Source organism: Paenibacillus cucumis (ex Kampfer et al. 2016), from assembly GCF_019748695.1.
GTDB classification, from domain to species: Bacteria; Bacillota; Bacilli; order Paenibacillales; family Paenibacillaceae; genus Paenibacillus; species Paenibacillus polysaccharolyticus.
The window spans coordinates 1-25114 of sequence record NZ_JACLIC010000042.1 but is presented as its reverse complement, the minus strand read 5'-3'; the positions used below and the strand labels follow the sequence as shown (position 1 = coordinate 25114).

Annotated in this window: 23 protein-coding genes; 5 read left to right on the top strand and 18 right to left on the bottom strand. The window is 48.6% G+C overall.

Annotated elements, in window-relative coordinates:
• Nucleotides 1–121: 121 nt before the first annotated feature.
• The 12 genes from H7T88_RS23770 to H7T88_RS23715 form a co-directional block, all read right to left on the bottom strand.
• Entirely contained in the window at nt 122–1873 is a 1752-nt protein-coding gene (locus H7T88_RS23770; RefSeq protein WP_221790673.1) for an NAD(P)H-hydrate dehydratase, read from the bottom strand.
• Nucleotides 1874–2122: 249 nt separating this feature from the next.
• Nucleotides 2123–2755 carry an NAD(P)-dependent oxidoreductase gene (locus H7T88_RS23765; protein WP_090918666.1) on the bottom strand — a complete coding sequence of 211 codons (633 nt, stop codon included), beginning with the start codon at nt 2753–2755 and terminating at the stop codon, nt 2123–2125.
• 355 nt (nt 2756–3110) lie between these two features.
• A complete protein-coding gene (locus tag H7T88_RS23760; protein WP_221790671.1) occupies nt 3111–4880 on the bottom strand; it encodes an alpha/beta hydrolase family protein in 1770 nt (589 codons plus the stop codon).
• Nucleotides 4862–6409, bottom strand: coding sequence for a hypothetical protein (locus H7T88_RS23755; protein WP_221790670.1), 1548 nt, complete (start codon nt 6407–6409; stop codon nt 4862–4864). Before H7T88_RS23755 ends, H7T88_RS23760 begins: the two co-directional genes overlap by 19 nt.
• Nucleotides 6406–7206 carry a GNAT family protein gene (locus H7T88_RS23750; protein ID WP_221790668.1) on the bottom strand — a complete coding sequence of 267 codons (801 nt, stop codon included), beginning with the start codon at nt 7204–7206 and terminating at the stop codon, nt 6406–6408. Before H7T88_RS23750 ends, H7T88_RS23755 begins: the two co-directional genes overlap by 4 nt.
• On the bottom strand, nt 7184–9934 hold the full coding sequence (locus H7T88_RS23745; RefSeq protein ID WP_221790666.1) for a lanthionine synthetase LanC family protein: 2751 nt from the start codon (nt 9932–9934) through the stop codon (nt 7184–7186). The genes H7T88_RS23750 and H7T88_RS23745 overlap by 23 nt, the downstream gene beginning before the upstream one ends.
• 120 nt (nt 9935–10054) lie before the next feature.
• The gene (locus H7T88_RS23740; RefSeq protein ID WP_161556981.1) at nt 10055–10192 is read right to left on the bottom strand and encodes a hypothetical protein; all 138 of its coding nucleotides are present in this window, start codon (nt 10190–10192) and stop codon (nt 10055–10057) included.
• Between the two features lie 172 nt (nt 10193–10364).
• Nucleotides 10365–11660, bottom strand: coding sequence for an MFS transporter (locus H7T88_RS23735; protein WP_221790664.1), 1296 nt, complete (start codon nt 11658–11660; stop codon nt 10365–10367).
• Nucleotides 11638–12021, bottom strand: a complete 384-nt coding sequence (locus tag H7T88_RS23730) for a ribbon-helix-helix domain-containing protein (RefSeq protein WP_221790662.1) — start codon at nt 12019–12021, stop codon at nt 11638–11640. Before H7T88_RS23730 ends, H7T88_RS23735 begins: the two co-directional genes overlap by 23 nt.
• Nucleotides 12022–12289: 268 nt before the next feature.
• Nucleotides 12290–12703 carry a GNAT family N-acetyltransferase gene (locus tag H7T88_RS23725; protein ID WP_221790660.1) on the bottom strand — a complete coding sequence of 138 codons (414 nt, stop codon included), beginning with the start codon at nt 12701–12703 and terminating at the stop codon, nt 12290–12292.
• Nucleotides 12704–12779: 76 nt separating this feature from the next.
• The gene (locus H7T88_RS23720) at nt 12780–13559 is read right to left on the bottom strand and encodes an imm11 family protein (protein WP_221790658.1); all 780 of its coding nucleotides are present in this window, start codon (nt 13557–13559) and stop codon (nt 12780–12782) included.
• Nucleotides 13560–13660: 101 nt separating this feature from the next.
• Nucleotides 13661–14470 (bottom strand): imm11 family protein, encoded by an 810-nt coding sequence (locus tag H7T88_RS23715; protein WP_221790656.1) that lies wholly within the window; start codon nt 14468–14470, stop codon nt 13661–13663.
• 135 nt (nt 14471–14605) lie between these two features.
• On the opposite strand from H7T88_RS23715, the gene H7T88_RS23710 reads away from it, so the two are divergent.
• Nucleotides 14606–15526 (top strand): hypothetical protein, encoded by a 921-nt coding sequence (locus H7T88_RS23710; protein WP_221790653.1) that lies wholly within the window; start codon nt 14606–14608, stop codon nt 15524–15526.
• A gap of 124 nt (nt 15527–15650) precedes the next feature.
• Here H7T88_RS23710 and H7T88_RS23705 read toward each other — a convergent pair whose 3' ends face one another.
• The 4 genes from H7T88_RS23705 to H7T88_RS23690 form a co-directional block, all read right to left on the bottom strand.
• Nucleotides 15651–15890: a YezD family protein gene (locus H7T88_RS23705; RefSeq protein ID WP_221790651.1), complete on the bottom strand. Its 240-nt coding sequence runs from the start codon at nt 15888–15890 to the stop codon at nt 15651–15653.
• Between the two features lie 157 nt (nt 15891–16047).
• Nucleotides 16048–16926 (bottom strand): sulfate ABC transporter permease subunit CysW, encoded by an 879-nt coding sequence (gene cysW / locus H7T88_RS23700; RefSeq protein ID WP_221790649.1) that lies wholly within the window; start codon nt 16924–16926, stop codon nt 16048–16050.
• A 135-nt stretch (nt 16927–17061) separates the two neighbouring features.
• Nucleotides 17062–17901, bottom strand: a complete 840-nt coding sequence (gene cysT / locus H7T88_RS23695) for a sulfate ABC transporter permease subunit CysT (RefSeq protein ID WP_221790647.1) — start codon at nt 17899–17901, stop codon at nt 17062–17064.
• Nucleotides 17902–18041: 140 nt separating this feature from the next.
• Nucleotides 18042–19127 carry a sulfate ABC transporter substrate-binding protein gene (locus H7T88_RS23690; RefSeq protein ID WP_221790719.1) on the bottom strand — a complete coding sequence of 362 codons (1086 nt, stop codon included), beginning with the start codon at nt 19125–19127 and terminating at the stop codon, nt 18042–18044.
• Nucleotides 19128–19490: 363 nt separating this feature from the next.
• Here H7T88_RS23690 and H7T88_RS23685 point away from each other — a divergent pair, with 363 nt between their 5' ends.
• Both H7T88_RS23685 and H7T88_RS23680 read left to right on the top strand, forming a co-directional pair.
• Entirely contained in the window at nt 19491–20402 is a 912-nt protein-coding gene (locus H7T88_RS23685) for an AraC family transcriptional regulator (protein WP_154985247.1), read from the top strand.
• 107 nt (nt 20403–20509) lie between these two features.
• Nucleotides 20510–21193, top strand: a complete 684-nt coding sequence (locus H7T88_RS23680; RefSeq protein WP_154891404.1) for an S-layer homology domain-containing protein — start codon at nt 20510–20512, stop codon at nt 21191–21193.
• A gap of 337 nt (nt 21194–21530) precedes the next feature.
• Here the strand turns inward: H7T88_RS23680 and H7T88_RS23675 are convergent, their stop codons facing one another.
• Both H7T88_RS23675 and H7T88_RS23670 read right to left on the bottom strand, forming a co-directional pair.
• Entirely contained in the window at nt 21531–22157 is a 627-nt protein-coding gene (locus tag H7T88_RS23675) for a nitroreductase family protein (protein ID WP_221790645.1), read from the bottom strand.
• 236 nt (nt 22158–22393) lie between these two features.
• A complete protein-coding gene (locus H7T88_RS23670; protein WP_090918700.1) occupies nt 22394–22855 on the bottom strand; it encodes an RrF2 family transcriptional regulator in 462 nt (153 codons plus the stop codon).
• 429 nt (nt 22856–23284) lie between these two features.
• Between H7T88_RS23670 and H7T88_RS23665 the strand changes: the two genes are divergently transcribed.
• Together H7T88_RS23665 and H7T88_RS23660 are read left to right on the top strand one after the other, a co-directional pair.
• Entirely contained in the window at nt 23285–24010 is a 726-nt protein-coding gene (locus H7T88_RS23665; RefSeq protein WP_221790643.1) for an MBL fold metallo-hydrolase, read from the top strand.
• Nucleotides 24007–24582 (top strand): TetR/AcrR family transcriptional regulator, encoded by a 576-nt coding sequence (locus H7T88_RS23660; RefSeq protein WP_154891407.1) that lies wholly within the window; start codon nt 24007–24009, stop codon nt 24580–24582. Before H7T88_RS23665 ends, H7T88_RS23660 begins: the two co-directional genes overlap by 4 nt.
• Nucleotides 24583–25114 lie beyond the last annotated feature (532 nt).

Below are 25114 nucleotides of genomic sequence, written 5' to 3'. Positions count from 1 at the left end.
ATGAAAAAGGAGCCCCTCGAGATGATCGCAGGCTCCTTTTTCATATGTTTATACTTTCATGTGATAGGTATTTAAACATTATCGCTTCCGTGTGATCCTGCACGCTGAATTGAACACACCTCTACAGTGCATCAATAATATCTCCTGCTAGCAGAGAAGATGAATCGCTGCGTAGCAGCGCCGCCCGTTCGGCAGCCTGTCCGTGCAGGTATACACCGAACGCGGCGGCTTGTTCCGCGCCTAGCCCTTGAGCAAGCAGACCGGCGATGATGCCGGTCAACACGTCTCCGGCACCGCCTGTTGCCATGCCGGCGTGGCCGGTGGTGTTGATGTACGCCTCGCCGGAAGGCGTTGCGATGACCGTTCGTGCTCCTTTGAGCACAAGGGTCACGCCCTGCTCGCGGGCGTACCGTGCAGCGTGTCCAATTCGGTCACGCTGCACTTCAGGGGTCGACATGCGCAGCAGTCGGCCCATCTCGCCAGGGTGCGGCGTCAGTATGGTCGCCGCACTGCGCTGGCCCCAGGTGCGTGGCCCATCTGGGCCTGCATCTGCCAGCATGTTGAGGGCGTCCGCGTCGATGACGAGCGGACGATCCGTCTGTTGCCACAGACGGCGCAGCCAGTCGGTGTCGCCTTCGAAGCGACCAAGGCCCGGGCCGGTCGCAAGCACGTCGCGGCTCTCCGCAAGGCGCAGCACCGCTGCGGCGGAAGCTGCGTTCCATTCGCCGCTGGCGCCATCGGCTGCAGCGGCGAGCATAAGCTCGGGCACGGTGCCGATGACATGCGGCAACAGTGCCGCGGGTAGCGCCCATGTGGCGAGCCCGCAACCTGCGCGCAGCGCGGCTTTGGCCGAGAGCAGGCCAGCGCCGCTCATCGGCATGCTTCCTGCGGCCAGCAATACATGGCCGTAGGTGCCCTTGTGGCCGTCCGGTGCCCGGCGACGGCCTGTGTCCACGCGCAGCGTACCCCGCAGCACCTCGTCCGTCAGCAGACGCACCGAGGGGCCATGCTCTGGCGCAAGGCGCGCGGGAATGCCGATGGCGCGCACAACGATGCGCCCCGCGGCAGAAGCGCCCGGGTACTGTACCAGCCCACGCTTAAGCAGCGCAAGGCATACAGTTAACCGGGCTTCAATGCACGGCTCGTACACCTCACCGGTGTCGGCGTCCAGCCCGCTTGGCACATCCGCGGACACGACCGGCTTACCGCTGTCGTTCGCCGCGCGAATCAGCGCCGCGTATGCTCCGCGCGGCGCACCACGCGAGCCGGTGCCCAGTAGCGCATCGACGATGCCTGTGCACTGGCTAAAGTCCACGGCTTCGCGCCCGTGGACAACGGCAGGGATGCCGAGCTTCGCGGCGGCATCCCGTTGCACTGCGGCTGCGCCTCGCAGTGCCTCCGGGGCATCGGCGTAGACTAACGTCACGCCCAGCCCCGCCTCAACCAAATGGCGCGCCGCAACCAACCCGTCGCCGCCATTATTGCCCTTGCCGATCAGCATGTACCAATGCTGATCACCGGGATGCGCCATCACCAGCGCCGGATCGGCGATGATGTCGCCCCCGTAACCTACGCGGTCGCCGGGCCCGGTATGCGCCCGCCACGCCGCCTCTTTCCGCTGGCCGCGATCAGGCCAGCCACCCCCGCCCTCACCGATGTTTCTGTGCCGTGCTTCATCACTTTCAGCATGATCGCCTTCACCCCAGCCACGATCATCCCGCCTGCCATCCTCTTGCCCTTCCCGGCACAGCTTGATAACTTCCTCGGCGATAGCTCTGCCTGCATTCTCCATCAGACTGGCCGCAGGAATACCAAGCTGCTGAATCGTATACTCGTCCACAGCCCGCATCTGATCGGCGGTTACGATAAACAACACTCATCCCTCCCCGGTCGCGTTATGAATAACACTGCTTAGAGCATCACACTCATAGGTATTCCATTCTCATAAGTTTTCCATTGCCATTAGTTTACCTATCTATCGTGTGTTACTCGTTTTCCGACCATTCGTGCCTTATTAGTTTTCAACCCATTCATGTCTCATTGGTTCTCCACTCACTCGTGGTTTGCGCCAAGGGCTTATCTGTCACATCTATAATTATCCCATTTGCTTATCTATCCTCAGTTAGTACCCCACCGTAAATCGCGCTTGAACAAATTGTGGATCATCTAGTTCATCCACCAACGCTGCGGCAAAATCACCTACAGAAATGCTGCTTTCGCCCAGATCATCTGTAATGACACGAGTCATGCCAATCCGGAATTGACCTGTTCTCCGCCCTGTCGTGATCGTTGCTGCCGGACTCATATACGTCCAGTGAATGTTGGATTCTTCCAGAAGTCCATAAGCATCCGCATGAGCCTGTGCAAGAGGTTTGATTTCCTCTGGAAAACCCGGGGTATTCATCAGCATTTCACCTGAATCTGTCATCAGACTACCTGCTCCGCCTACAACAACCAGACGCCCGGCATTGGCACGGCGTACACCCTCAATCAGTGAACGTGTTACTTCAAGCAATTCTTCTTCCTCGCCAAACTTCGGCCCGTAAGCACTTACTACCGCTTCTTGTCCCGCTGCAAAATCAGCAACCTGATCCGGGTTAAGCACATCCCCCTGCTCTACACGCAAGCGCTCATGCACCATCTCCACCTTGGACGGATCACGCACCACCGCGGTCACTTCATGCCCACGATCCATTAATTCCCACAAAATCGTCTTACCAATCGCTCCGGTCGCTCCAAAAATAGTTACTTTCATATCTGAATCCCTCTTTTCTATCGATGTCATCTAAATAAGCTGTACCGTTATTTTAATACTTAATCCTGTTGTTATATACCTTAAACGGCTCACGCCATCTTAAACCGGATAAACCTACTTGTAAACTCGAATCTTCATCCGCAGTACCAACACCTCAGCTGAGCGTTTCTATTTCATTCGCATATTGTAGATTTCTTTATAAATGTTCTCCCAGGTTTCAACCCATTCTTCTCTCGTCTAATTAGATCCACGTACGCCAAAAAAAGCCGCACGGGCGGCTTCAACAATTCATCTTGTTTATCTCTCCTGGTCACGTATGCTTAAAGAACTTATCTACATTGCTCGTCTTCGTTGTTTACCCTGGCTGAGTTACCCTATTTCGGGTTAGAAAATGAACTGCCTTCGCCGCCCAGATTCGCTCTGCATACACCTCATGCTGCAGATCATCAATGATGTGCATCTCAAGTTGCCTATTAGCCGCCTCTACAGGCTCCTTCCATTTCAATATCTCCTGATATAAACGCTCCGTCTGTTCCACTGGGCAGAGCTGATCATTCCGGCCGTGCACAAGCTGTAGATCTACTTCACACAATCCAGACGCATAGGTTAAAGGACTTCTATCCCTCAGCACAGATTCATTCTGTAACAATGCTCCAATTTCCATCTGCAAAAATGATCTTAGCTTCGCCCCACCACCAGCATACAAGCTACTTAAGTCCGTAAACGGTGCGCAAGCCACGACGGCGCTCCACAGTTCCGGGGTTCTACCTGCTGCTAACAGCGCTAAATAAGCCCCATAACTGACGCCGTACAGTGAAACTGCCGAATAGGAACCCAAGACCTGCTCTCGAATAATCCGAATAACATCCGCATCCACACCGCCCCAATCATTCTGAATACGTTGCTTGTAATCAGAACCGAATCCTGAACTGCCTGGATAATTTAGCCCAATCACCCTCACTCCAGCCTCACATAAACGTGCAATAACCGGACTGTAACTGTCCAAAAGGCAATTATGAGGCCCACCGTGCAGATAGATGACTGCCTGTTCTTCACCTCCCGGATGGATATCCATATAAGGAATGAACTCTTTCCCGTAACGCAGGTGTTTGTACCTGGTCTCGGGTTGCTGTACAAGATTACTCACAAGTGCATCCCCATGCCTGACCGAAATTGGCGTAATGTCACCAAACGATTCAGATATTTTATATCTGGCGGGCACCGGGGCAGTCGTAATGGACTCGAATTTACCAATGAGACTCTGCTTGTCTCTGCTGTGAACCGCTTGCGTTAACGTTCCGGGATAATCACACAGCTCAAATGTCTTTTTTCCATCCAGCGTGTACTGAACGTATTGCCACTTACCACGCCTTATTCCCTCGCATAAGATGTGCTGTCGATCCACATCCAGCTGGATACGAATCAACTCAGAGAACGGCTCACTGTGCTCCAGACTACCTTGAACAACATACTCCTGAGCTCTCATCCATCCAGGATAAAAACCATCTCCCGCCGGAATGCAGACAGCAATCCGATCACCCTGCTTGTCCATCACCGGATAAGCATATTCCTGATAAGGAATTTCCCGAGATGATTCGGTATCTTTCCCGTAAAAGTATACTCTGCCAACCCCACCTACATTAACACCAATCTCTCGCTCAGGTTTTGCCCAAAACACAAATTGCGGGTTATCCAGTTCTGGAGTAACCCACTTGGCTTTTTCCTTTACGGGATCGTACAGTCCGATCTGCACCGTTCCTGAACGATGCCTAACGGCAAAAAGTAGCAGGAGTTGTGCATCTTGCCGGGCAATCTGCATCACCGGAAACGGTAATTTTAGAGAGAGCGTTTGAATCATGCTTATGTGCTCCCGCTCTTTTTGGAAGACATAAATCCATCTCTCCGTCTTCTCCAGGGTGATTGCCACCACTTGGTCTGTTGCGATGAATTGAACATGCTGTACAGTCTGGCCCCGTTCTGTCCAATGATCGGAAAGACAAAGCACACCTTGAACATCGCCAGCATCGTCAAGCTCACACCATTCACATGTCTGGTCGTCATAACACAAGACCATGCTTGTCCGATCCCGGTTCACACTCATTCGGTTCAGGAATGGATTGCCCAACCGGATTCCCTCCCCTCATGCCAATACTTGAATTGCTCCCAGGTATCAAGCTGTAGTTCCAGCTTGAGCGTAAGCTGATGCTGTGTGGCCGTTGCTGCGGGACTCTCTGTTCCCAAACTACTTAACGCTTGCCGGATCAAACGGATTTGCTTCAGATTGGTTGCTGGCAATCCCGCGATCAGAAGACGATACACCTCCGCAGCACGTTCCTCTTCCCCTTGCTGGATGAGCACGCCAGCCATTTCGATTGAACGTTGCAACAATTTGGAAGGAATTGAACCCGTCTTCATCCGTAACACTTGAATCAACATTTTGTATTCTAACTCCTGCTCGCCGAGTTGTTGATATACCGACATTTTTAACTGAAGTATATGCCCCAGCCAAACCGAGTACACATCTGTGCAGAGTTTTTCGGCAGCTATTAGTGTCGTTTCTGCATCCATGAGAAGCCCTGCCCGGATCTGCAACCCTGCAATATTTAGAGCGGTTTGAATCTGAAAAACATGCCGATCCGGCCCTGGAGGAAGCTCACGAATACGCATCCCGGCTCGCTTCTCCAGTTCGATTGCACGTGAGATGTGGCCTTCCTGCATCTCAATTAATGCTTCACCGTTATCTAGCGCCGCCTCTTTTCCAATACGATAAACTTCGTTCAGTTCCTCATGCTCCAGAACGGCCCGAGCGTGAGCATAACATGCTCTCGCCGCGTCATAATCATCCCCATTTTTGGTTAATAACTGACCCAGTTCAAACCATAGAATGGCCTGCTGCGAAGCTGATAATTGTTGGAATATGGCGTTTTGACTAAAAAAGCGAAAACAAGCCCTGTACCGCAGGCGATTATCTGACTTGCACAACAAAACCCAGGCCAGCCTGTTATAGAGGGCCAATGCTTTACGCTGAACTTTACGTTGTAATTTGCCTTCGCTTTTATTGTGGAGTATAGCCTCTGTCGTCTGCGCTTTCCCCTGGCTGTTCTCTTCTTCCGCCTCATCGTGTCTACCAGCCATTCGCAGCTGTTCATTTAACAAACGCCGGGTATGTTCCGGTGTATCTCTCACGAGAGAAATAGCCAGCCTCGATACATGTTGAGGAAGGTTAACGCTCACGGGATATTGATGAAAAAATAACAATACGCTTACGTCCTTTAGTTTTTGACGATAGAGCAGATGATGTATGGCTCCCAAATCTGCAGGATGCAGACCGGAGACCACCTCAACCAAGATCCATTTCCGTGGCCCCGGTGCCCAGCCGGCTCGATGGAATCGGAGCAATGCATTTTTGCATGCCACCAGATCATCAATCGGGTGAACCGGGTTCAACTGATAAATGAATGGTAACGTGTGATACGTATCATCAAGCACAAGGCGAATCGCCTGATCCTGCCAATGCATACTTAACTTGCGTAGCTCTTGCTGCACAATATCCGAACGTCCTTCAACCACAAATAAACCTGGTTCGTGGCTCGCACGAAACCATGTACTTCTCAGATCATGATAGTCCGTACTTTCCAGCAAAACAGGTTTCATGAGGACTCCCTCTCTTTCCTGATCCGGCATACATGTATAAGTTCAGGCACCTGCTGTAAAGGCAATGCACTCATCAAGCGATAGCTCCCTTGATTGTTTGCATCAAGAGAAGCCTTAATCTGCTTTTCCGGGTCGGAACTGCACTGATGTAGAGCATGAGCAACAAGCCACCGTGCCCAGCCCTTGCGTTTTGCCGCAGGCATGGTGAATATATGTGACAGAAGGATGCTATCAAACTCATCACTTAACAGACAGCCTCCGATCTTCGTTCCTTCCAGTTCCACAAGTCCCGACCCTTCCAGTAAACGTCCATACAGCCCTTCATAGATATCATCCACTGCCTTGCGAGCAGCTTGGATTCCGGGGCAGGTTGGATCACTGCTTTGAAGCAAATGAGCCATAACTTCCTCTTGCCCTTCTGCAGGCAACCACTTCCCGTTCAGGTCCGGCATAACCGGAACAGAAATGTGCTTCAGATCACCGTAAAAGCGATATCGATGGGCAAGCACATCTGCCTTATACCCGAGCCTTTCCCATGGAAACGAGGCGGGTGCAGTTACATATATAGAGGAGTAGGACAACGTATCCAATAAGGATGTGATCTGTCCTTCCCAATATGCATGAGATGAAGCTTCACTCCATAAATCCATCATATATTGACCTTCCCCATGATCTATCAATAGCATGGAAGAGATCGTTTCTCTTTTCCCAGGCTCACTGGCATAGTATCGACCCCCGACCTTGCCGGGTTCATGCTGACATTGTGGCAGGATATCAGCTATGGATGTTTGCATCATATACCTGTACCTCCCTGGTCTGGTCGAAGCCTGAATATACCATGGGTTCATAAGAAACCGCAGGATAAAATCGACGAAGCAGAAAAGAGTAAATTCCCATGTATCCTGTCATATAATCTGGAGAAAATGACTCCATATCCTCCAGTGGCCACATCCAAAAGTCTTCCTGCACATCACTGCGAAGCATGTATAGACTCTGTGTATACTCTTTCAATTTGGCTTCGTATCTGCCAGGGAAACTCCGATTGGCCATGATTAAAAAATCCCCGTTACCCGCGATCCCATGACACTGGCCGAAAGAAGCAAAAATGGTCGACTGGGCTACCGCATCTGCGGCCTGCTGACCAAGTCTGTAACATACCGGATCGTGCAGAAACTCGGCTGCAGTCAGTAAAAACCGTCCTATACCCGCCGAACCATTACACCAATGAACCCAGAGAGCATCCGGCTTTTCGGGGGAAGCAGGCCATAACCTCACCCCATTCTTGCCTTCGTAACTCGAATGTTCCAGCGTGTCCACAATGCGCTTCACCGCCGAATAATACTCGCCCTTCCCCGTCTGCTTCGCTAAAGCAAGCAAGAAATAACCGATGCCTGCCATGCCATGCGAAAACCCATACGAGTGGTGACTTTTTTTATCCGACTTGTCCTTCACTTCCCACATGCTCAGCCCGTCTTCTGTTCGCTTTTCCTGCCGTAAAATCATTTCACCGAGTTCATCAGCCCTTGTCAAAAGTTCGGAACAACCTCCAAGATGATGTACCTCCATCAGCATTAATCCTAAACCTGCCGCTCCATGACTGATATTGGTTTGAACCGGGTCATGCCTCGTCATCTCCAAGGCCAGATTTTCAGCAATGCGAAGTAACGGTTTATCATCCAGCGCATCCGCTGTCTGTGCCAGTGCCCAAGGAACAGCCCCATAACCGAAATACAGGCTTTCTGGCGTTTCTCCGGGAACATAAGGCGTATGATTCAATATCCACTCCAATACTTCACGTGCATACTGATGATAATGTCTGTTCTGCGTAATCTGCCCAAGCTGATGAAAACCGTAGGCCATGCCCGTCCATCCAAAGTTGAAATTAGCCGGGTGAAACATCTTGCTCATCCTATTTTCGGGATATAACTGATGAGGATGATTAAAATCAATAGATTGAACCAACTTGGTAGCCATAAGCTCGGCTTGATGAAGTACTTCTTCTGCAGTCATGCCTGCTTCATTCGTGGACGAAGATTGCTCGCTCCCTGTTAAATCGCCCTTAGCTTGTTCACACATACGTATTAGCTGTTCACGTATTTCAGATAAATCATTATATCGTCCAGACATGATCTCGATCCCCAGACTTCCCAGCTCAAGAAGCTGTTTATCATTGAGATTGTCCAAATAGACTTGTCCAGCAGACAGATGAGACTGTCTGTATTTCAGATAAGGGTCCATGGAGGTTGCCATGTAAAAGTAAACAGCTCCCAGCGCATAGAGATCATCGGAGTATTCCGATCGCTGGCTATGCTCTCTTCCTCGAAGCACATAACCGGGCGTGTGCCCTGTTAACGGTTTTACCTGATTATTGCTATGTTTCACATAGGCTAACTCCAGATCGATTAATCGTATACTTCCGTCAAGCAACACCACAATATTGTTGGGCGTGAGATCATTGATGACAATGCCTCTATCGTGAAAATGTTCTACAATATCCAGAATATCCGAGCCGATTCGGTAAAGCTCTGCCTGATTGTCATCGGTAGCTACATGTCTGCGGTGGATGTACTCGCGCAAGCTGATGCTCTCGAAGTATTCCAGAATCAGATATCGATTCCGTTCAGCACTGAACAGATCGATTGGCCGCGGAGTATACCCCGTATCCTTCATCAGATCAAGCACATGATACTCGTTATCCAGATAATCATGGGCAGATCGTCCGGCACCATCCACACGCATGAGATGAACTGCTTCTTTCATGACAGCTTGCTCATGCCTGGACGTGGAGACAAGAAATACGCCTCCTTTGCCCGATTTTTTGAGCACCCGCTTCACACGGATTTTCCGTGTTCCAAACTCATTGTTACTGGAATCAGATGCATTACTCATTGCTAAATTTTCATTCTTCCACCCTGCCTGTATGCTCACCAGCTCTTCCGGCTCATCTACCCACTCGGGCTTGTATCTGCCTGGTATTCTTCGGTCTTCCTCCAGTCTACCTTCCGGGTTCTGGATTGCATATACTTTTGCCCCAGAGTAACGATCATAATAGAACCGGTCTACAAAGGCTCCATAGCGATAAAATACACATGAACTTCCCCGGTAAGCCCGATCTGTAGGGATTGCTGGGCCCTTCAGATCACCCGTACAAACATACATCTCCTCAAGCAATTGTATAAATTGTTCATCACTGCGTGCATAGATCGTCACACACTTCCCGGTCTGAGGTAGCGGTGTAGAACCATTGGATGTTTCAATTAACTTTAGCCCACTATTTACGACTTTCCACATCACACCATACGTTGTCAGAATGGGTGTAATCCTTCGTAGCAGTTCCGCTCCCTCTACAGGCACAACCGATAAATGAATCTTCCATCCCTGCGGGGGAAGTGTTAATCGGTCCGGTTTAAAACAAATCCAATGGCCGTCATTCGACCATTGGATGGATTCGGGTAGATCCCGGATTATATAATGCAAAGCGTTCTCATAGGCGTCCTTCTTTTCAGTCAGGCTTGCTGATTTCAATGAGAATCACTCCTTTTTTGAAGTAGAGTAAGAGGGGGAGGTACAATTATTTTAGTTTAGTAATACGAAATCAAAGACTTATCTTACGAATCATTCAGTGGTTCGAGACGATGAAGAGTTCTAAGCCTCTACAACGATCGTTTGTGAGCTTGTCCAGCTGCACACTGTACACAAGCTAGTTTCCTCGAACATGTTGTTATCCTCTTCAACCTCCAGAGCCATCAAATCCTGTACAGATAAAATTTCCTTGTTTTCCATGATAAATTACCTCCCATTTGTCTCCCCCTCTTATAAACCAAATTCTACATAAAATTTTAAATTCCTTCTTTTTAATTGAATTTTTTTACAAAAACCATTTAAAAAACCCATATATAGTTGTAATACATGTCATAACCTTTGGTTTTTCCTTAAAAAAAGGAGTAATCTAACATCAAATTCCAGACGAAACGGACGATTTCCTGTGTGAGGTATGTCCTGCTCGATCTTCCCGAAAAGGTCTGACAAACAGGCTTGCCGTACCCATAAAAATAACAAACATGCCGATTCCCATGTACACCCAGGATGGACTATAGGCTTCAATTAACCATCCTCCGAGTAACAAACCGAGCGGGTTACTAACACCACTCATAAGTACTCCCATACTATTCATGACACGTCCTCTTTTTTCTTCCGGTGTAGATAACAGAATGGAAGTGACTAACGGTACATTTACAAGAGCAAGCCCCAACATCAACAGGAAAGAGCAGGCAATGGCAAAGTACAAGTTAGGATACATCGGCATGAACAGCAAGCTTGCGCCCGAGATCAGATAACTGATTAGGAACCAATGGGCGAGTGACAGACGTTTGGCATATTTTCCACTAAGCAAAGAACCAACGATACTGCCAGCGGCAAAAGCAGATTGAAGCAACCCATACCCTTGTGGCCCGGCTTCAAGCACCATATTGGCAAAAATCGGCGTGAAGATATGTAGCGGGGCCCCTGCAAAATTGATAATGGCACCAAAGATAATACAGCAGGCCAAAACTTTGTTTGAAAATAAAAAGGTAATCCCTTGCATGCTGTCTTTGACAAAACCTGAAAATCCTTTTTGTTTGACCACTTTGGTCACAGGGATACGAATGAAGGCAATAGCGAGTGCGGATAACAGAAAAGTGATCGCATAGATGAACAGGATCGATTGTACGGAGATAAAGGCAATTAAAATCCCCCCTAAAGCATAACCGAGCAGTTCTATCGTTTTGGAGGAGGAGTTCAATAGGGCATTGGCTGGAGCAAGTTGCTCTGTTGGTTTGGGCAGAATCGCCGGAATGACCGTCTGAGTGGCAGGGTTGAACATGAAACCGAGAATCGCAATGAGCAGATTGGCTACATAGATATGCCACGGAAGCATGCTACCCGTCAGAAATAGAATCGCTAAGATACAAGCAATAACGGCTCTCCATATGTCGGTCCAGATCAGCAATGGTTTCTTTGGCAGACGGTCACTGATCGTTGCAAGTGGAATACCCAGGAAAGCATAGATCAAATAGGGAAGCATCGGAATTAATGCCGCCGCAAGTGCGGATTCAGTTAACTGCAAGATGTACCACATCGTAGCCATGGAAAATAAAATCTGACCTGCACCTGAGACAAGCCTGCCTACCAGCAGCACTGTAAAGGAAGGTATTCGTAACACGGCAAGATAGCCTTCTTCGCCAGTCTTATTTGTTGTTTTCTGGTTCATTTCCGTCGCCTCCAATCGGAATCTCCCCGCGCTCATCCGCTTGTTTTAATTGAGCAACCAGACCCGACTCCCGTATTCTGCGTTGCATTTTGGCTTTGACTTGTTCCAGTTCTGCGGTGTACTCCTGCAACTCGTGAAACAGTGTCTGGTGCGTGCGAATTCCTTCCCGAATCAGCATTGCAGTCGCATCTGAGCGGTTTTTGGCGAGTTCCAGAAATACCATTTGGTCGATCACATCAATCTCATCCTGACTTAATCGAACGGAAACTACCCCCTTGGTACCTGAAAGATTTTTAGTAGCCTGTTCCATCGATCGCTCGACCATCTGATTGAACTGTATTTTTTGATTTTTGTTCAACATATTTCCTCCATTCTCGTTGTGAATTGCCGGCATAAGTCATGAACGACTATACGGTAGCTTTGTAGTACGTAGTTGACATTGAATTCGAGATAGGAATTTTGAGATTCAGGATACAAATTTTAAAATGTAATTCGTAAATCGTAATTTGTATTTATTTTACAATATCATGTAAAAATATGGCTGTAAAGCAAAAAACCTTTGGTTTCCCAAAGGTTTATGATTGTTATTTTTTTTACATTTGCCGTGTTCGTGGGTTCCGGTTCAAACTTTATTCCCCCTGCCTCCACCACATGCCTTCCGATTTCGGGCTTGTATATTCAAAGCCAAATTGAGCATACAGGCGATCCGCAGGAACATCAGCCAGTAGACTGACCAACCCCCGCGCAGGCACGGCTTCACGCAAATAGTTCATAATTTCGCTCATGATCAGTTTCCCATAACCCTTCCCCTGAAGATCAGGATGCACTGCAATATCGACCACTTGAAAAAAACAACCACCATCCCCAATGACACGTCCCATCCCGATGAGAACATCGGCTTCTCGCAAACACACCACAAATAAACTGCGAGGCAGCCCTATCTCAGCCCCCTCCCGGCTCATCGGACTCAGCCCCGCAATCTGCCGCAGTGCCAGATATTCAACCGCAGCCGGCGGTGCATGTTCAATGTTCACCTCGTTCATCTGTTCCTCCCCTCTCCTGTTAGAAACTCTATAACCAGAATAAACTCTACATCTTAGCTTTTAATTCCTCCATAACCTATGACATTTTTTCTGATGACTTGGCCTCATGCCAGGATTCCAATAACAAGACTGGTGGAATATACATTGGCATTATCCACTGATAAGACAAATCTTTCAGCAACTCACCCAGCCATAATTGTCTTTGATCATCCAGCTTCATTTTCCATCGCCCGCTGATCATCGTTTTCCCCTGATCCACAAGTTCACGGGCATCTTCATAGGTATACTCTTTTCCTTTGTTTTGTTCGATCGATTCAAGTGTTTGCTTATACAATCGTTGTTGCTCCGCTTCCTTCTCTTGAGTAAATTCGGAGTCAAACACCAGCGTAAAATCAAGCCCTTTAAACTTGTGCTGTTCCACTACCTCTTTAAATTCTTCTGTTACATAGATTTGGTGAGATGCTGTCTCCTTCACCTTAAAAATCACCGTCCCAGGTGGTATTTTAGATACGTCGAAGAATATTGTATTGAATCTGGAGAAACGCCCCTTAAAACTATACATCACATCTGAACGTTTCCAATCCACACAATCAAGGATAGTGACCACATTAACAGCGTATAGATCCAAGCTGTCATGTAGCAATTCAAGAAACTCTACATGTGACTGTAACAAAGAAACCAATGCATCTCTTACTTCACCTGTCACAATGAGTTTTCCTAGCGTAAAATCCGGGAAGTCATGATAAACTCTTTTTTTTAACGTGACTACCTTAACTGGCTCCCAAAGCTCTTTTAACGGGCTACCATTAAAATCAGAATTAAGCAGGTGCTCTGAATTTTCTAAATTTATATCCATACTATTCTGATGGCCACTCAGTTTGTAGACTTTCAGTATCCTCATCTTCTTTCTAACATTTCTATAGGGTAGGGGCATAGTAATAGGTTAATTTCACGTGCTTATTGTTCCAGAAGATCGGCCTCATGCCAGGATTCCAATAACAAGACTGGTGGAATATACATTGGCATTATCCACTGATAAGACAAATCTTTCAGCAACTCACCCAGCCATAATTGCCTTTGATCATCCAGCTTCATTTTCCATCGCCCGCTGATCATCGTTTTTCCCTGATCCACAAGTTCACGGGCATCTTCATAGGTATACTCTTTTCCTTTGTTTTGTTCGATCGATTCAAGTGTTTGCTCATACAATCGCTGCCGCTCCGCTTCCTTCTCTTGGGTAAATTCGGAGTCATATACTACGTTGAAATTCAAACCTTTGAATTTATGTTCTTCCACCACTTGTTTGAATAGATCGGTAACGAACACTTCTACGGTGGCGGTCTCTTTTATTTTAAACATATATGTATCCACCGGAATTTTAGAAAAATCAAACACCAGTTTGTTAAAGTCAGCCCAAGAACCATCACTATATGTCCTGATATCTGAGCGATTCCAATCTACACAATCCAGTACATTAATAACATTTACTACGTATAGCTTTAGTTCTTCATGCATTAAAGGGAGAAATTCTACCTGACGGGACATAAGTGGTTCAAGAACCATTCTAACGTTTCCTCTGACAATCGGTTTCCCTATGATTAAGCTAGGAAAATCACTATGTCTTTTTTTGTACAATGTTTTTACTGTAGTTGGAGTCCATTTTGTAGCCTTAACCTCTCCATTAAAATCAGAAGCAAGCTCATGTTCCCAATCCATAGTTTTTATTTCCATACAACTATCTTTATGTCTTAGTGCGTATACCTTCAAAAAATCCCCTCCTTATTTCTTCTTGATCTAATGATTCAACTGCTTGAATTCATCTACTTCCTGTGTAATAGTGAGAGAAGGCTTGCGTAAAAGCGTGTTTAGATACGCCAAGTTGGTTGTAAAGGAGGAAATGTTGTGTTGCAACGTTGGTTGGATAACCTGTCATCACTTCCCGATGCTACGCTTATACTGCTTGGTGTTGTTGCATTGCTTCTGGCAGCTTATCTATGGTCAGCCACAGAAATTCGGCGCAGCCATGAGAGGCATATGCAGAGGGTACGAGATACATTATACATAAGCACAGGTCTTTTGGGACTACTTACCATTTGGGAACAACGAAAATATGAAGCTCCTTCAGAGGAACAGCATGAGTTGTTAAAAGCAATGCACGCCTGCAAAGCGGCCTCATTCCTCTCCCCGCAGCTTCAGGATCAGATTCGTGACTGCGTCAAAAATGAAGATCCCGCCAGGCTTGCTCTGATGCATAAAGCACTTGAACGGGAGTGCACTGCACTATCGGATGAATTCAGCCGAAATACATATTCGGTGCACTGGGGCCGTGCCATCTGGAACATTTTCAGGCCTGCAGCTGAACCTGCCGCACTCACGGCCACAGCACTTTTAATCGGATACCTGTTCTACACAGAGCGTATCACTAGTACCCCCGTAGATTCCTGGAATAACCTGTTACCATGGTTTCAGGCCATTTCCCTCATGCTTACGATACTATACGCTTACCTGCTTTGGTCCAGCCCCAAGCGTGGCACTTCAGGAGCGCTGGTCAAATGGCTATCCCTCTTGATCGCACTCTGCTCTTTGCTTCATCTGATCGGACTTGCGGCGGCCCCTTATGCCCTTGCTCTGCAACTCATTCTGTTTGTCTGCGGATTCGGATTAACTGGATCACGCTCCCGCAGCGAGCGCCCATATGCCGGACATGCAGAAACGGATGAAAACAGTAGCAATAGCCGTATGACTACGCCAGTACATGGAGCTGTTGTAGAGGATTCCCCTCCCCCTGTGACACCTCGCAGATCTGTATCGGCGTCCGACTAGTTACACAAAAATGGCTATCCCTAAGTCATCACGACGACAGGGATAGCCTGTTTATTTTTTAAAATCAACCATGTAACACACAGGATTTTCATATGAAATGCTCTTAGGATAAGATGAAAAGGGATTATCCTTTCGCACTCGCGTTCGATCCACGAACGGAACGGGCGGAGCTGCTTCTAGCCGTATTGCCGGATTTGGAGGCGTTGCCTGAGGACGTATTTTCAAAACGCTTGCGCTCGGTTCGCTCCATCTGCACAATCTGTCCCTCATGTACCACGATGTGCAATGAACCAAATTCCATGTCATCCAGCTGCCCGGCAATTCGGTTTAACCATACCTCATCCACTTTTAACGGCTTAGCCACTTGAGCCACCTCCTCTTCTCGGGCTAACACCCGTTATTCATCCTGTACACACCTGTATTTCAAGCGTTAAATTATAATTCATTCTTATCCAACCCATATACTTGGTTTATACAATATCAGGGCTTCCAGCAGCTGTCAATTGATATTTTGATCCACACTATGCCTTTTCTGCAACGGCTTTATGACCAAGCCAGCTCTTGAGTAGCAACGTAGCTAAAGCCAAGATTAACAGTAGGGAAGCGACGGCAAATGAGGCTGAAAACTGATATTCGTTATACAAAATCTCGACGTGCAGTGGCAAGGTATTCGTTTCTCCACGAATATGTCCGGATACAACCGACACTGCTCCAAACTCACCCATAGCACGTGCATTACACAGGATAATTCCGTAGAGAAGCCCCCATTTAATGTTGGGTAATGTCACACTCCAGAAGATGCGCCACCCGGAGGCTCCAAGTGTTACAGCCGCTTCTTCTTCCCGGGTGCCCTGATCCTCCATCAGTGGAATCAGCTCTCTCGCCACAAAAGGAAAGGTAATAAATAACGTCGCAACTACAATTCCCGGCAGTGCAAAAATGATTTTGATATCATGCTCTGCCAGCCACGGGCCAAACCATCCGTTCGAGCCAAACACCAGGACAAAGATCAAACCGCCAACGACAGGCGAGATGGAAAAGGGAAGATCAATCAGTGTGATGAGCAGTCCTTTACCTTTGAATTGGAACTTGGTGATGACCCAAGCCGCTGCCACGCCAAAGATCGTGTTGAGTGGAACAGTTATTGCGGCAACCAGCAGTGTCAGCTTCAGTGCAGACAAGGCATCCGGTTCCGTCAGCGCAGCGATGTAGACCCCCCAGCCTTGCTTCAACGCTTCCATAAGTACGATGACCAGTGGCAGGATCAGCAACCAGATCAGGACGAGACCCGCAAGTCCGATCAGTAGCCATTTTACCCAAGGTGCTTCTGTTGTGGCGCGATTTGTACTGCGACCGGTTTTTACAGGTGGAACAGGACTAAGGGGAACAGAACCCGCCATATGTACACCTCCTTCGGTTTGGTGAGTGCGCCACATTGTGGCAATGTTAATCCATCCGGGCCGCCACGAATGGGCAAGCCGCACGGACAGAATGTGAAGTGATTAGGCACCCTTCCGGCTCTACTATTGCTGCGATCACACTCTCCCTGCCTTCCGACTCCAGCGCTGGAGAGAGTTGATGATGAGCAACAGGATAAATGAGATCAACAAGAGTAGCAAGGCCACAGCTGTAGCCCCTGCGTAATCAAACTGCTCCAGCTTGGACATGATGAGCAGCGGCGCGATTTCCGTTTTCATCGGCATATTGCCTGAAATAAATACGACCGAACCATACTCACCAATGCCCCGTGCAAAAGCCAGCGCAAACCCCGTCAGCAGCGGTGGGACGAGATCCGGCAGCAAAACGGCACGGAATATCCGCCATCGCCCCGCACCCAGCGTCGCTGCTGCTTCTTCGACCTCAGCTTCAAGCTCTTCCAGCACTGGCTGTACCGTACGCACGACAAAAGGGATGCCTATAAACATAAGTGCGAGTGTAATTCCCACTTGAGAGTATGCCAGCTTGATGCCCAAAGGTTCTACAAATTGTCCGATCCATCCATTCCCGGCATAGATCGCTGTCAGAGCCACCCCGGCTACGGCTGTGGGTAGCGCAAACGGAAGATCAATAACCGCATCGAACAATCTCTTACCAGGGAATTCATACCGAACCAGCACCCAGGCCAGAAGAAGGCCCAGGAACAGATCAATTAGTGCCGCCGCACCAGCTGTCAGGAAACTGACCCGGAACGAAGTCAGCACCCTTGGATTGGTAGCCACCTCCACCATCGTTGCCCAGGTCAATCCCGTGGAGTTGAATAACAGTGCCGTCAGCGGAATCAGCACGACCAGACTCAGGTAAAGCACGCTGTACCCCATCGTTAATCCGAATCCCGGCAATGTCCGCCTTCCCCGGGCCGCGATAACCTTGCTCATGCCTATTCATCCTCTCTGCCGTCAGCCGGTCAGGCTGGTTGGCCGCGTACAGCGCAATTTATGCTTTGTTTGATTTACTTTGACTGGTTTGCTTTGATTGATTTCTTATACTCGCTTCGGATGCTGTTGCCCTGTTATTCTTAGCTACCCGGCACGTAGATCTGGTCGAAGATACCTCCGTCATTAAAGTGTTTGGCCTGGGTATCCCGCCAAGTCCCAAAGACATCTTTTAACGTAAACAGCTCCAGCTTCGGAAACTGATCTTTGAATTTTTCCTTTACGCTATCCAGCGTAGGACGGTAGTAATTTTCGGCAGCAATCGTCTGGCCTTCTTCGCTATATAGGTATTTGAGATACGCATCTGCCACGTCGCGAGTGCCTTTTTTATCCGCATTTTTATCCACGATCGCTACAGGAGGTTCAGCCAAAATGCTGATGGAAGGCACGACAATGTCGAATTTGTCCGGCCCTAATTCTTTTACCGAAAGGAATGCCTCGTTCTCCCAAGCCAGCAACACATCGCCAATGCCGCGTTCCACAAATGTCGTTGTCGCTCCACGAGCACCCGAGTCAAGTACAGGGGCATGTTTGAACAGCTCTGCCACGAACTGCTTAGCCTTCTCTTCGTCGTTGTTGTTATGCTTCAGCGCGTAACCCCAGGCCGCTAAATAGTTCCACCGTGCTCCGCCTGATGTCTTCGGATTCGGAGTAATGACCTGCGTATCTCCCTTGATCAGATCATCCCAGTCCTTGATGCCTTTTGGATTGCCTTTACGCACCAGAAATACAATTGTGGACGTGTACGGAGAGCTGTTGTGCTCGTATTTGTCCTGCCAGCCTGCATTAATCAGACCTTTATCTTCAATCGCATCGATATCATAGCCTAGTGCCAGTGTCACCACATCTGCATCCAATCCGTCAATGACGGAACGGCTCTGTTTACCCGAACCTCCGTGAGATTGTTTGATGGTCACTTCCTGGCCTTTCTCTTTCAGCCAATGGGCGGCAAATGCTTTGTTATATTCCTCATAAAGTTCCCTTGTCGGGTCATAGGAGACATTGAGCAGTTCAACTGCTTTGCTGCCTTCTTTATTCCCATCTGTCCCCGTTACTGTTGCTGCGCCCGCTGCACTTGACCCGTCGTTATTTGATCCGCAAGCTGCCAGCACCCCCGTTAACACCAATGCCAGCCCCATCAGAATTCCTTTGTGAACTCTCTTTTTCATCATCTTACACTCCCCCCGATATAAACTTGCATGATCAATTACAGGTCGGCAGAACAGCGATACGCACCAGAAAAGAACAAAAAGACGGAGGAACCCCCTGTGCACTCTTCCCTCATCAAGTCATACCGACCCCTAAAGTCGTGTATGCTTCATCGGTAAAATGCACTGCGGTGTTCCTCCGTCTATACGGTGAGAACGTTATGCTGTTCAAGTGTTTGCAGTCATTTTTATTATTCCTACCTGTTTAGTAAGTTATATACGTATAATAAAGGCAGTCTATATGACTGTCAAACGTTTTTTTCCGTTTTTTACCGAAATACCGCAACATTGACTCCACTTCCCTCCCTCACCATAATATAAAATATGAGACCAACACACCGACCACCCCTGTTACGTAAATCAGACGGATTCCGCCGGCAAAAACTAATGGTGCTACCCGAATCATTACTGATGGAAGCGGCTGCTTCCCCGGTGACATCGGGATTGTATGTTACGGATATTGGATATTTCCATGAAGCAGAGCATCATTATCGGGATCGCCCGGAAGGATGTGACTCCCACATTCTGATGTACTGCACGGAAGGCTCAGGCTGGTATGAACTGGAGCAGGGTAAAACCTGCAAGGTGCAACCGGGGAACCTGATTATTTTGCCCGCCCACGTTCCTCATATCTATGGTGCCAACACGGAAGAACCGTGGAGTATATACTGGTTTCACTTGCGCGGTGAACACGCCCATGCATATATCGAATCTTTGATCTCGCAGCAAATTACAACAATGCCACCTGCGAAGGCACAACGATGGCTGGAGCTTTTTCATGAGTGTTACGGCGCACTCGAAACCGGATATTCGCTGCAAACGATGACCTTTGCCTCACAGATTATTGGTTACATGCTGGGCTTGCTTGCTTACGGTTCCTATGCCTCTGCGACAGATAACGGAGTGATGACCAGCAAACAAGCAGCCGAGTATTCTGTACAATATATGCTGGAGCACCTGGAGAGCGGGGTTACACTCAAGGAACTGGCAGCGCATGCCCGCTTGTCCGTGCCGCATTATTCCCAAGTGTTCAAACAGGTGACGGGTCATTCACCCATCGATTATTTCTTACGGCTCAAAATCCAGCATTCCTGCCGTTATCTTGATTTTACCGATTGGACGATCAAACAGATCAGCTCCGAGCTGGGGTTCAGTGACCCGTACTATTTTTCACGACTTTTCAGCAAAATGATGGGACAATCCCCCACGGATTACCGGAACCAATCCAAAGGATGAATTTGTGGGAATTACAGCAACCTTTTGAACAAAAGGGTCGTCTATAGGGGCAAATCACTTTAAAACAAAGGGATATGAACTTCCTGGAAAAGCGAGGCGACACCGAAATGAAGAAAAATATTATAGCAACTCTTACAGTAGGAGCCCTGCTTACACTCTCCTTAAGTGCAGGCCCTCTCCATGCTGCGCCGTCCAAATTTACGGATATTCAAGGTATTCCGGGTGCAGACAAAATCGAATCTCTCCATCAGAATGGATTAATTAAAGGGGTTAGCGATAACTTGTTCAAACCAGAAGAACAGCTGAGTACCGCGCAAGGCGTTCAATTGATCGTAGACGGACTGGACTTAAACCTGAATGCTATTCGTTTTATTAAAATGCCTGTGCCTAGTGATTATTTCTCTGCTGTAAAAGACGGTGTCTGGTACAGCGATGCTTTCATCCGCGCACAGTACAACAGTATCAAGCTTCCGCAAAATATTGATCCTTCCAAACCGCTCACTCGTGAGCAGTACACTCTGTTCCTCATGCAAGCGATTGAGGCCAAAGGTGGTCTGCCTATGATCAAAATCCAGCCGGTAGACATTGCGGACGAGAATGAGCTTACACCAGAGTACCAAGGTGCCGTACAACGTTCTCTGGTGCTGAAGATTAGCGCGCTGGATGCGGAAGGACAGTTCCATCCGAAACAAACCATTACTCGTGCTGAGGCTGCCGTGATGATGTACAATGCCATGGAGCACATGAAATCCTTCTTCACACCGCAAATCCCGGAAACACCGGAGAAGTAAATGGTATCTCAGGATAAAAGAATAGAATGGCAAACCCCGCATCTTTCTTCTTTAGAAAGTGCGGGGTTTTGTGTACAGCCTCAGTGCGATTCTAAGACACTTGGGGAAAACCTCTAAGAAAAACTGGTTTCCCAGGTCGGCTAAATCCGAGCTTCGTAGGATCAAATCTTCCTTCAGCGAGCCATCCTCCTGAAACGGATCTACAACAATCAACTGGTGTTCTACTAGAAATTGCGTACCGACGGTCTGTAAAATAGCAAAAAAGCGAGTACTTTCCTCCAATAAGAGGATGTACTCGCTTAGAATATTACTGCCTATAATTCACGTTTAGATAGACTTAGAAAGAACCTTTTACAACCACTTCCGACAATGGGAAGCGACCTGATGGACGAGCTGGCTCAGCAGCTTTACCTACAGTAATCAGCAAAGTTGGTACAAAGCGTGCAGGGATGTTGAATGCTTCGATCAATTGTTGTGGGTTGTATCCGCCCATTGGGCAAGTGTCATAACCCAGGGAACGTGCTGCCAGCATAATGTTTTGGGAAGCAAAAGAAGCGTTGCGGATTGCTTCATCACGAGCGATTTGCGGGCTTTGGTAAGCACCGTTAATTTGACCCACCAACGCGTCACGAACTTCAGCAGGCAATGCGCCAGCTTCAACAGCTTGATCGTAGATGAATGTATTGCGGTTCGCTTCCAGATCACCGAGAACGGCAATCGTAACAGAACTGTCCATTACTTGAGTTTGTCCGTAAGCGATCGGGAGCAATTTTGCTTTGTCTGCTTCGGATTCAATCACGAGGAATCTCCAGTGTTGCAGGTTCCAGGAAGACGGGGCTTCAGAAGCTGCAGTCAAGATTGCGTTCAGGTCAGCCTCCGGCAATACAAAACCTTTTTCATACTTTTTAACTGCGTGGCGTTCGCTAATAACGCTAAGTGTTTCATTTTTTTCAGTAACGGACATGTGTTCCACTCCTTAGTTCTGTTTGGAATATTATATTTTTACGTTCGCAAAGCACGCCTTGAAAGCCATTCCGCCCCAAGCACAGGCCTTCCGAAAATAACATCAGCGCAGACGAACGCTCCCCATCTGTGTTCACGTTATGCCCGGAATTACCTCAACTTTCAACCTCTTTTACACCGGAGCATACGTATCTCTTACACTTCTCTCCCATGAGCCATGACTCTGACAGCACGCATTCAGATCTTCTCTTTGGTAGATACCCCTTCCATCGGAAAAGGACCTTCTCCACGCTCAATGCTTTGCATCACATCAAGGATGGATATGCGGTCGAAATAAGCGCTCAGCGCTTCTTCCCCTCCATCGTATATAGCCCCCATCACACCCTGCATATTAGAGGAAACTTTACACGGTGAACCCGATTCACCTGAACACCAGCTTGGCCCGAGCGAACCTCCAGCAACTAGTCTGTACACTTCTCCAAGCTTGATCTCTTCACTTGGTCGACTAAGCAAGTATCCCCCATGAGCACCTTCTTTGGTCGTCAAGTAACCATGTTTGCGCAGAACACTCAGTACCTTGCGGACTCTGGCCGGATGTGTGCCCACACTTTGAGACAGGTCTTCACTGTTGGCCATACACTCGCTTCTCATCGATAGAAAAACAAGACAATGCACCGCAATGGTAAATTCGCTGTTCATAACTTACTCCCTTCCCGGCATACAACACCGATGAACTTCATTCCAAGGTAAGTATAACTGTCATTATATGAATAACAGTTATGTTTGTCAACACTTGCTCCTGAACGTCATTTGATCTTAGATTTCCCTGTTATATCAATACTTACACTCTCTTGGTAATCTGCCGAACGCTGATTCAAAACGGTTGTTGAAAACGTTCTATGCATAAAAAAGTGAGCCTTTCGCTTCGCGAAGGGCTCCAATAAGATAGACATATGAAAGGGCTTACGTGATTATTATAATCGCTAATCTTCATTTTGAAAACGCTTTTTTTGTAAAGTTTGATTTTAAGCTGATTCAGGATTTATCCGGATATGATGAAAATTTATATTGCATAAACTAATGTCATTAGTTATATTGCTAACATCATTAGTTTTAGGAGGATTTCCGATGCGGATCACCCGTGAATTCGATGTTTACCAAGTCACCTTTCTTCCCCGCCTCTTCCCTGTAAATGTCTATCTTGTTGAAGAGGAACAAGGCCTGACCCTGATTGATACAGGCATGCCATTCAGTCTCAAAGGTATTCTGGAGACAGCCGCTTCCTTGGGGAAACCCATCACCACCATCATCCTGACCCATGCCCATGCGGATCACGTTGGGGCGCTTGATGGTCTCAAGGATGCGCTCCCCGATGCTGAGGTATGCATCTCCAGCCGAGATGCCAAGCTATTAACCGGGGATACATCGCTGTTGCCGCACGAGCCGCAGACCCCGGTACGCGGCAGTGTGCCCAAAGGCATCCGTACGCAGCCGGATCGCCTGCTCGAAGATGGCGACCAGATTGGATCGCTGGTCGCTATTGCTTCTCCAGGCCATACGCCCGGGCATATGGCCTTCATGGATACACGCAGCCGAGTGTTGATCGCCGGCGATGCGTATCAAGTGCGCGGGGGCCTCGCCGTGTCCGGCCGCGTGCGCCCGCTCTTCCCGTTCCCTGCGCTGGCCACGTGGAATCGCGAAGCGGCACTAGCCAGCGGGAAGCGCCTGGCGGAGCTGGAGCCGTCCGTGCTGGCCGTTGGCCACGGACGAATGCTCCGCCAGCCCGCGGCGGCCATGCGCGCGGCAGCCGCTGATGCTCAGCAGCGACTGCAACCAGCCGGGGGGCAGCGATGAGCCCCCGGCAAGGTCTGGATCGCGGCGCGTTGCTTGACGCTGCGATTCAGATCGTGGACAGCGACGGCTTTGAGGCGCTGACCCTGGCCGCTCTTGCGAAGCGGCTGGATGTGCGCTCGCCGTCGCTCTATAACCACATCAGCGGGCTCCCCGGGCTTCGCCAGGAACTGGCGCTGATGTCAGTGCAACAGCTTGGCCTTGCCGTAAACGAGGCTACGGCGGATCGCACCGGCGACGAGGCCATTCAAGCCATCGCCGCTGCTTATATAGGCTTCGTTCGCCAGCATCCCGGGCTCTACGAAGCCTCATACCATGCGCCTGACCTGAATGAACCGCAGCTCGCGGCATGCAAAACAGCTCTGCTGGACATGCTGCTGCATACCCTGCAGCCTTACCCCCTTACCGAAGCGCAAGCATTGCATGCTGTTCGGGGGTTGCGCAGCCTCTGCCATGGTTTTGCCTCTATTGAGGCACAAGGCGGCTTCGGCATGGATTTCAGTCCGGACGATAGCCTGCGTCTGACCGTATCCGCTTTTCTCCACGGGCTGCGCCACCTGTCCGAAGACGTATAAACGAGAGCAAAGCTAAGTTTCCTAAATACCCGAGCAAGAGAAAACCGCCGAGACACTCGTAAGTAACCGAACGAAACAAAATACTCTCGCTCGGAAGCCGAGCTACACCAAGTAATAGAAGTCTGTCTAATCAAACGAACGAAGTTTCCCGCACCGCTTGTAGCTCCGGCTCACGCGGTGCCCCTCTTCATGCGAAGCATGCCTACAACTAAGCTAACCTCCGTCGCCTGATCCGTTGAATCTGTCCGACCTACTACAATTTCCTCTCAACAAAGTGAGACTTCCATGCGTCTGCCAGAATTCTAACGATCACTACAGACCTTATATGCCCGATAAACAGCCTTTTGGAATTCTAACGATCACCAGAGATGCTATTTTCTCAAAAAACGGTTAGAAACCATATAACAGACCGAGAATTCACAAAATAAGGTTTCTCCTGATCGTTGCTATGAACGTTTTAGTCAAGCCCAGCACAAAAATACTGCAATTTCGTCGAAGTCCTAAGCGCGGGGGTCCATATGCGAGCGACGGT

What these genes read in the sequence shown, in the direction of transcription:
- H7T88_RS23765 (WP_090918666.1), bottom strand. Translation starts at nt 2,755, where the DNA reads ATGAAAGTAACTATTTTTGGAGCGACCGGAGCGATTGGTAAGACGATT.
- H7T88_RS23755 (WP_221790670.1), bottom strand. Translation starts at nt 6,409, where the DNA reads ATGAAACCTGTTTTGCTGGAAAGTACGGACTATCATGATCTGAGAAGT.
- H7T88_RS23750 (WP_221790668.1), bottom strand. Translation starts at nt 7,206, where the DNA reads ATGATGCAAACATCCATAGCTGATATCCTGCCACAATGTCAGCATGAA.
- H7T88_RS23740 (WP_161556981.1), bottom strand. Translation starts at nt 10,192, where the DNA reads ATGGAAAACAAGGAAATTTTATCTGTACAGGATTTGATGGCTCTGGAG.
- H7T88_RS23735 (WP_221790664.1), bottom strand. Translation starts at nt 11,660, where the DNA reads ATGAACCAGAAAACAACAAATAAGACTGGCGAAGAAGGCTATCTTGCC.
- H7T88_RS23730 (WP_221790662.1), bottom strand. Translation starts at nt 12,021, where the DNA reads ATGTTGAACAAAAATCAAAAAATACAGTTCAATCAGATGGTCGAGCGA.
- H7T88_RS23725 (WP_221790660.1), bottom strand. Translation starts at nt 12,703, where the DNA reads ATGAACGAGGTGAACATTGAACATGCACCGCCGGCTGCGGTTGAATAT.
- H7T88_RS23720 (WP_221790658.1), bottom strand. Translation starts at nt 13,559, where the DNA reads ATGGATATAAATTTAGAAAATTCAGAGCACCTGCTTAATTCTGATTTT.
- cysW (WP_221790649.1), bottom strand. Translation starts at nt 16,926, where the DNA reads ATGGCGGGTTCTGTTCCCCTTAGTCCTGTTCCACCTGTAAAAACCGGT.
- cysT (WP_221790647.1), bottom strand. Translation starts at nt 17,901, where the DNA reads ATGAGCAAGGTTATCGCGGCCCGGGGAAGGCGGACATTGCCGGGATTC.
- H7T88_RS23690 (WP_221790719.1), bottom strand. Translation starts at nt 19,127, where the DNA reads ATGAAAAAGAGAGTTCACAAAGGAATTCTGATGGGGCTGGCATTGGTG.
- H7T88_RS23685 (WP_154985247.1), top strand. Translation starts at nt 19,491, where the DNA reads ATGAGACCAACACACCGACCACCCCTGTTACGTAAATCAGACGGATTC.
- H7T88_RS23680 (WP_154891404.1), top strand. Translation starts at nt 20,510, where the DNA reads ATGAAGAAAAATATTATAGCAACTCTTACAGTAGGAGCCCTGCTTACA.
- H7T88_RS23675 (WP_221790645.1), bottom strand. Translation starts at nt 22,157, where the DNA reads ATGTCCGTTACTGAAAAAAATGAAACACTTAGCGTTATTAGCGAACGC.
- H7T88_RS23670 (WP_090918700.1), bottom strand. Translation starts at nt 22,855, where the DNA reads ATGAACAGCGAATTTACCATTGCGGTGCATTGTCTTGTTTTTCTATCG.
- H7T88_RS23665 (WP_221790643.1), top strand. Translation starts at nt 23,285, where the DNA reads ATGCGGATCACCCGTGAATTCGATGTTTACCAAGTCACCTTTCTTCCC.
- H7T88_RS23660 (WP_154891407.1), top strand. Translation starts at nt 24,007, where the DNA reads ATGAGCCCCCGGCAAGGTCTGGATCGCGGCGCGTTGCTTGACGCTGCG.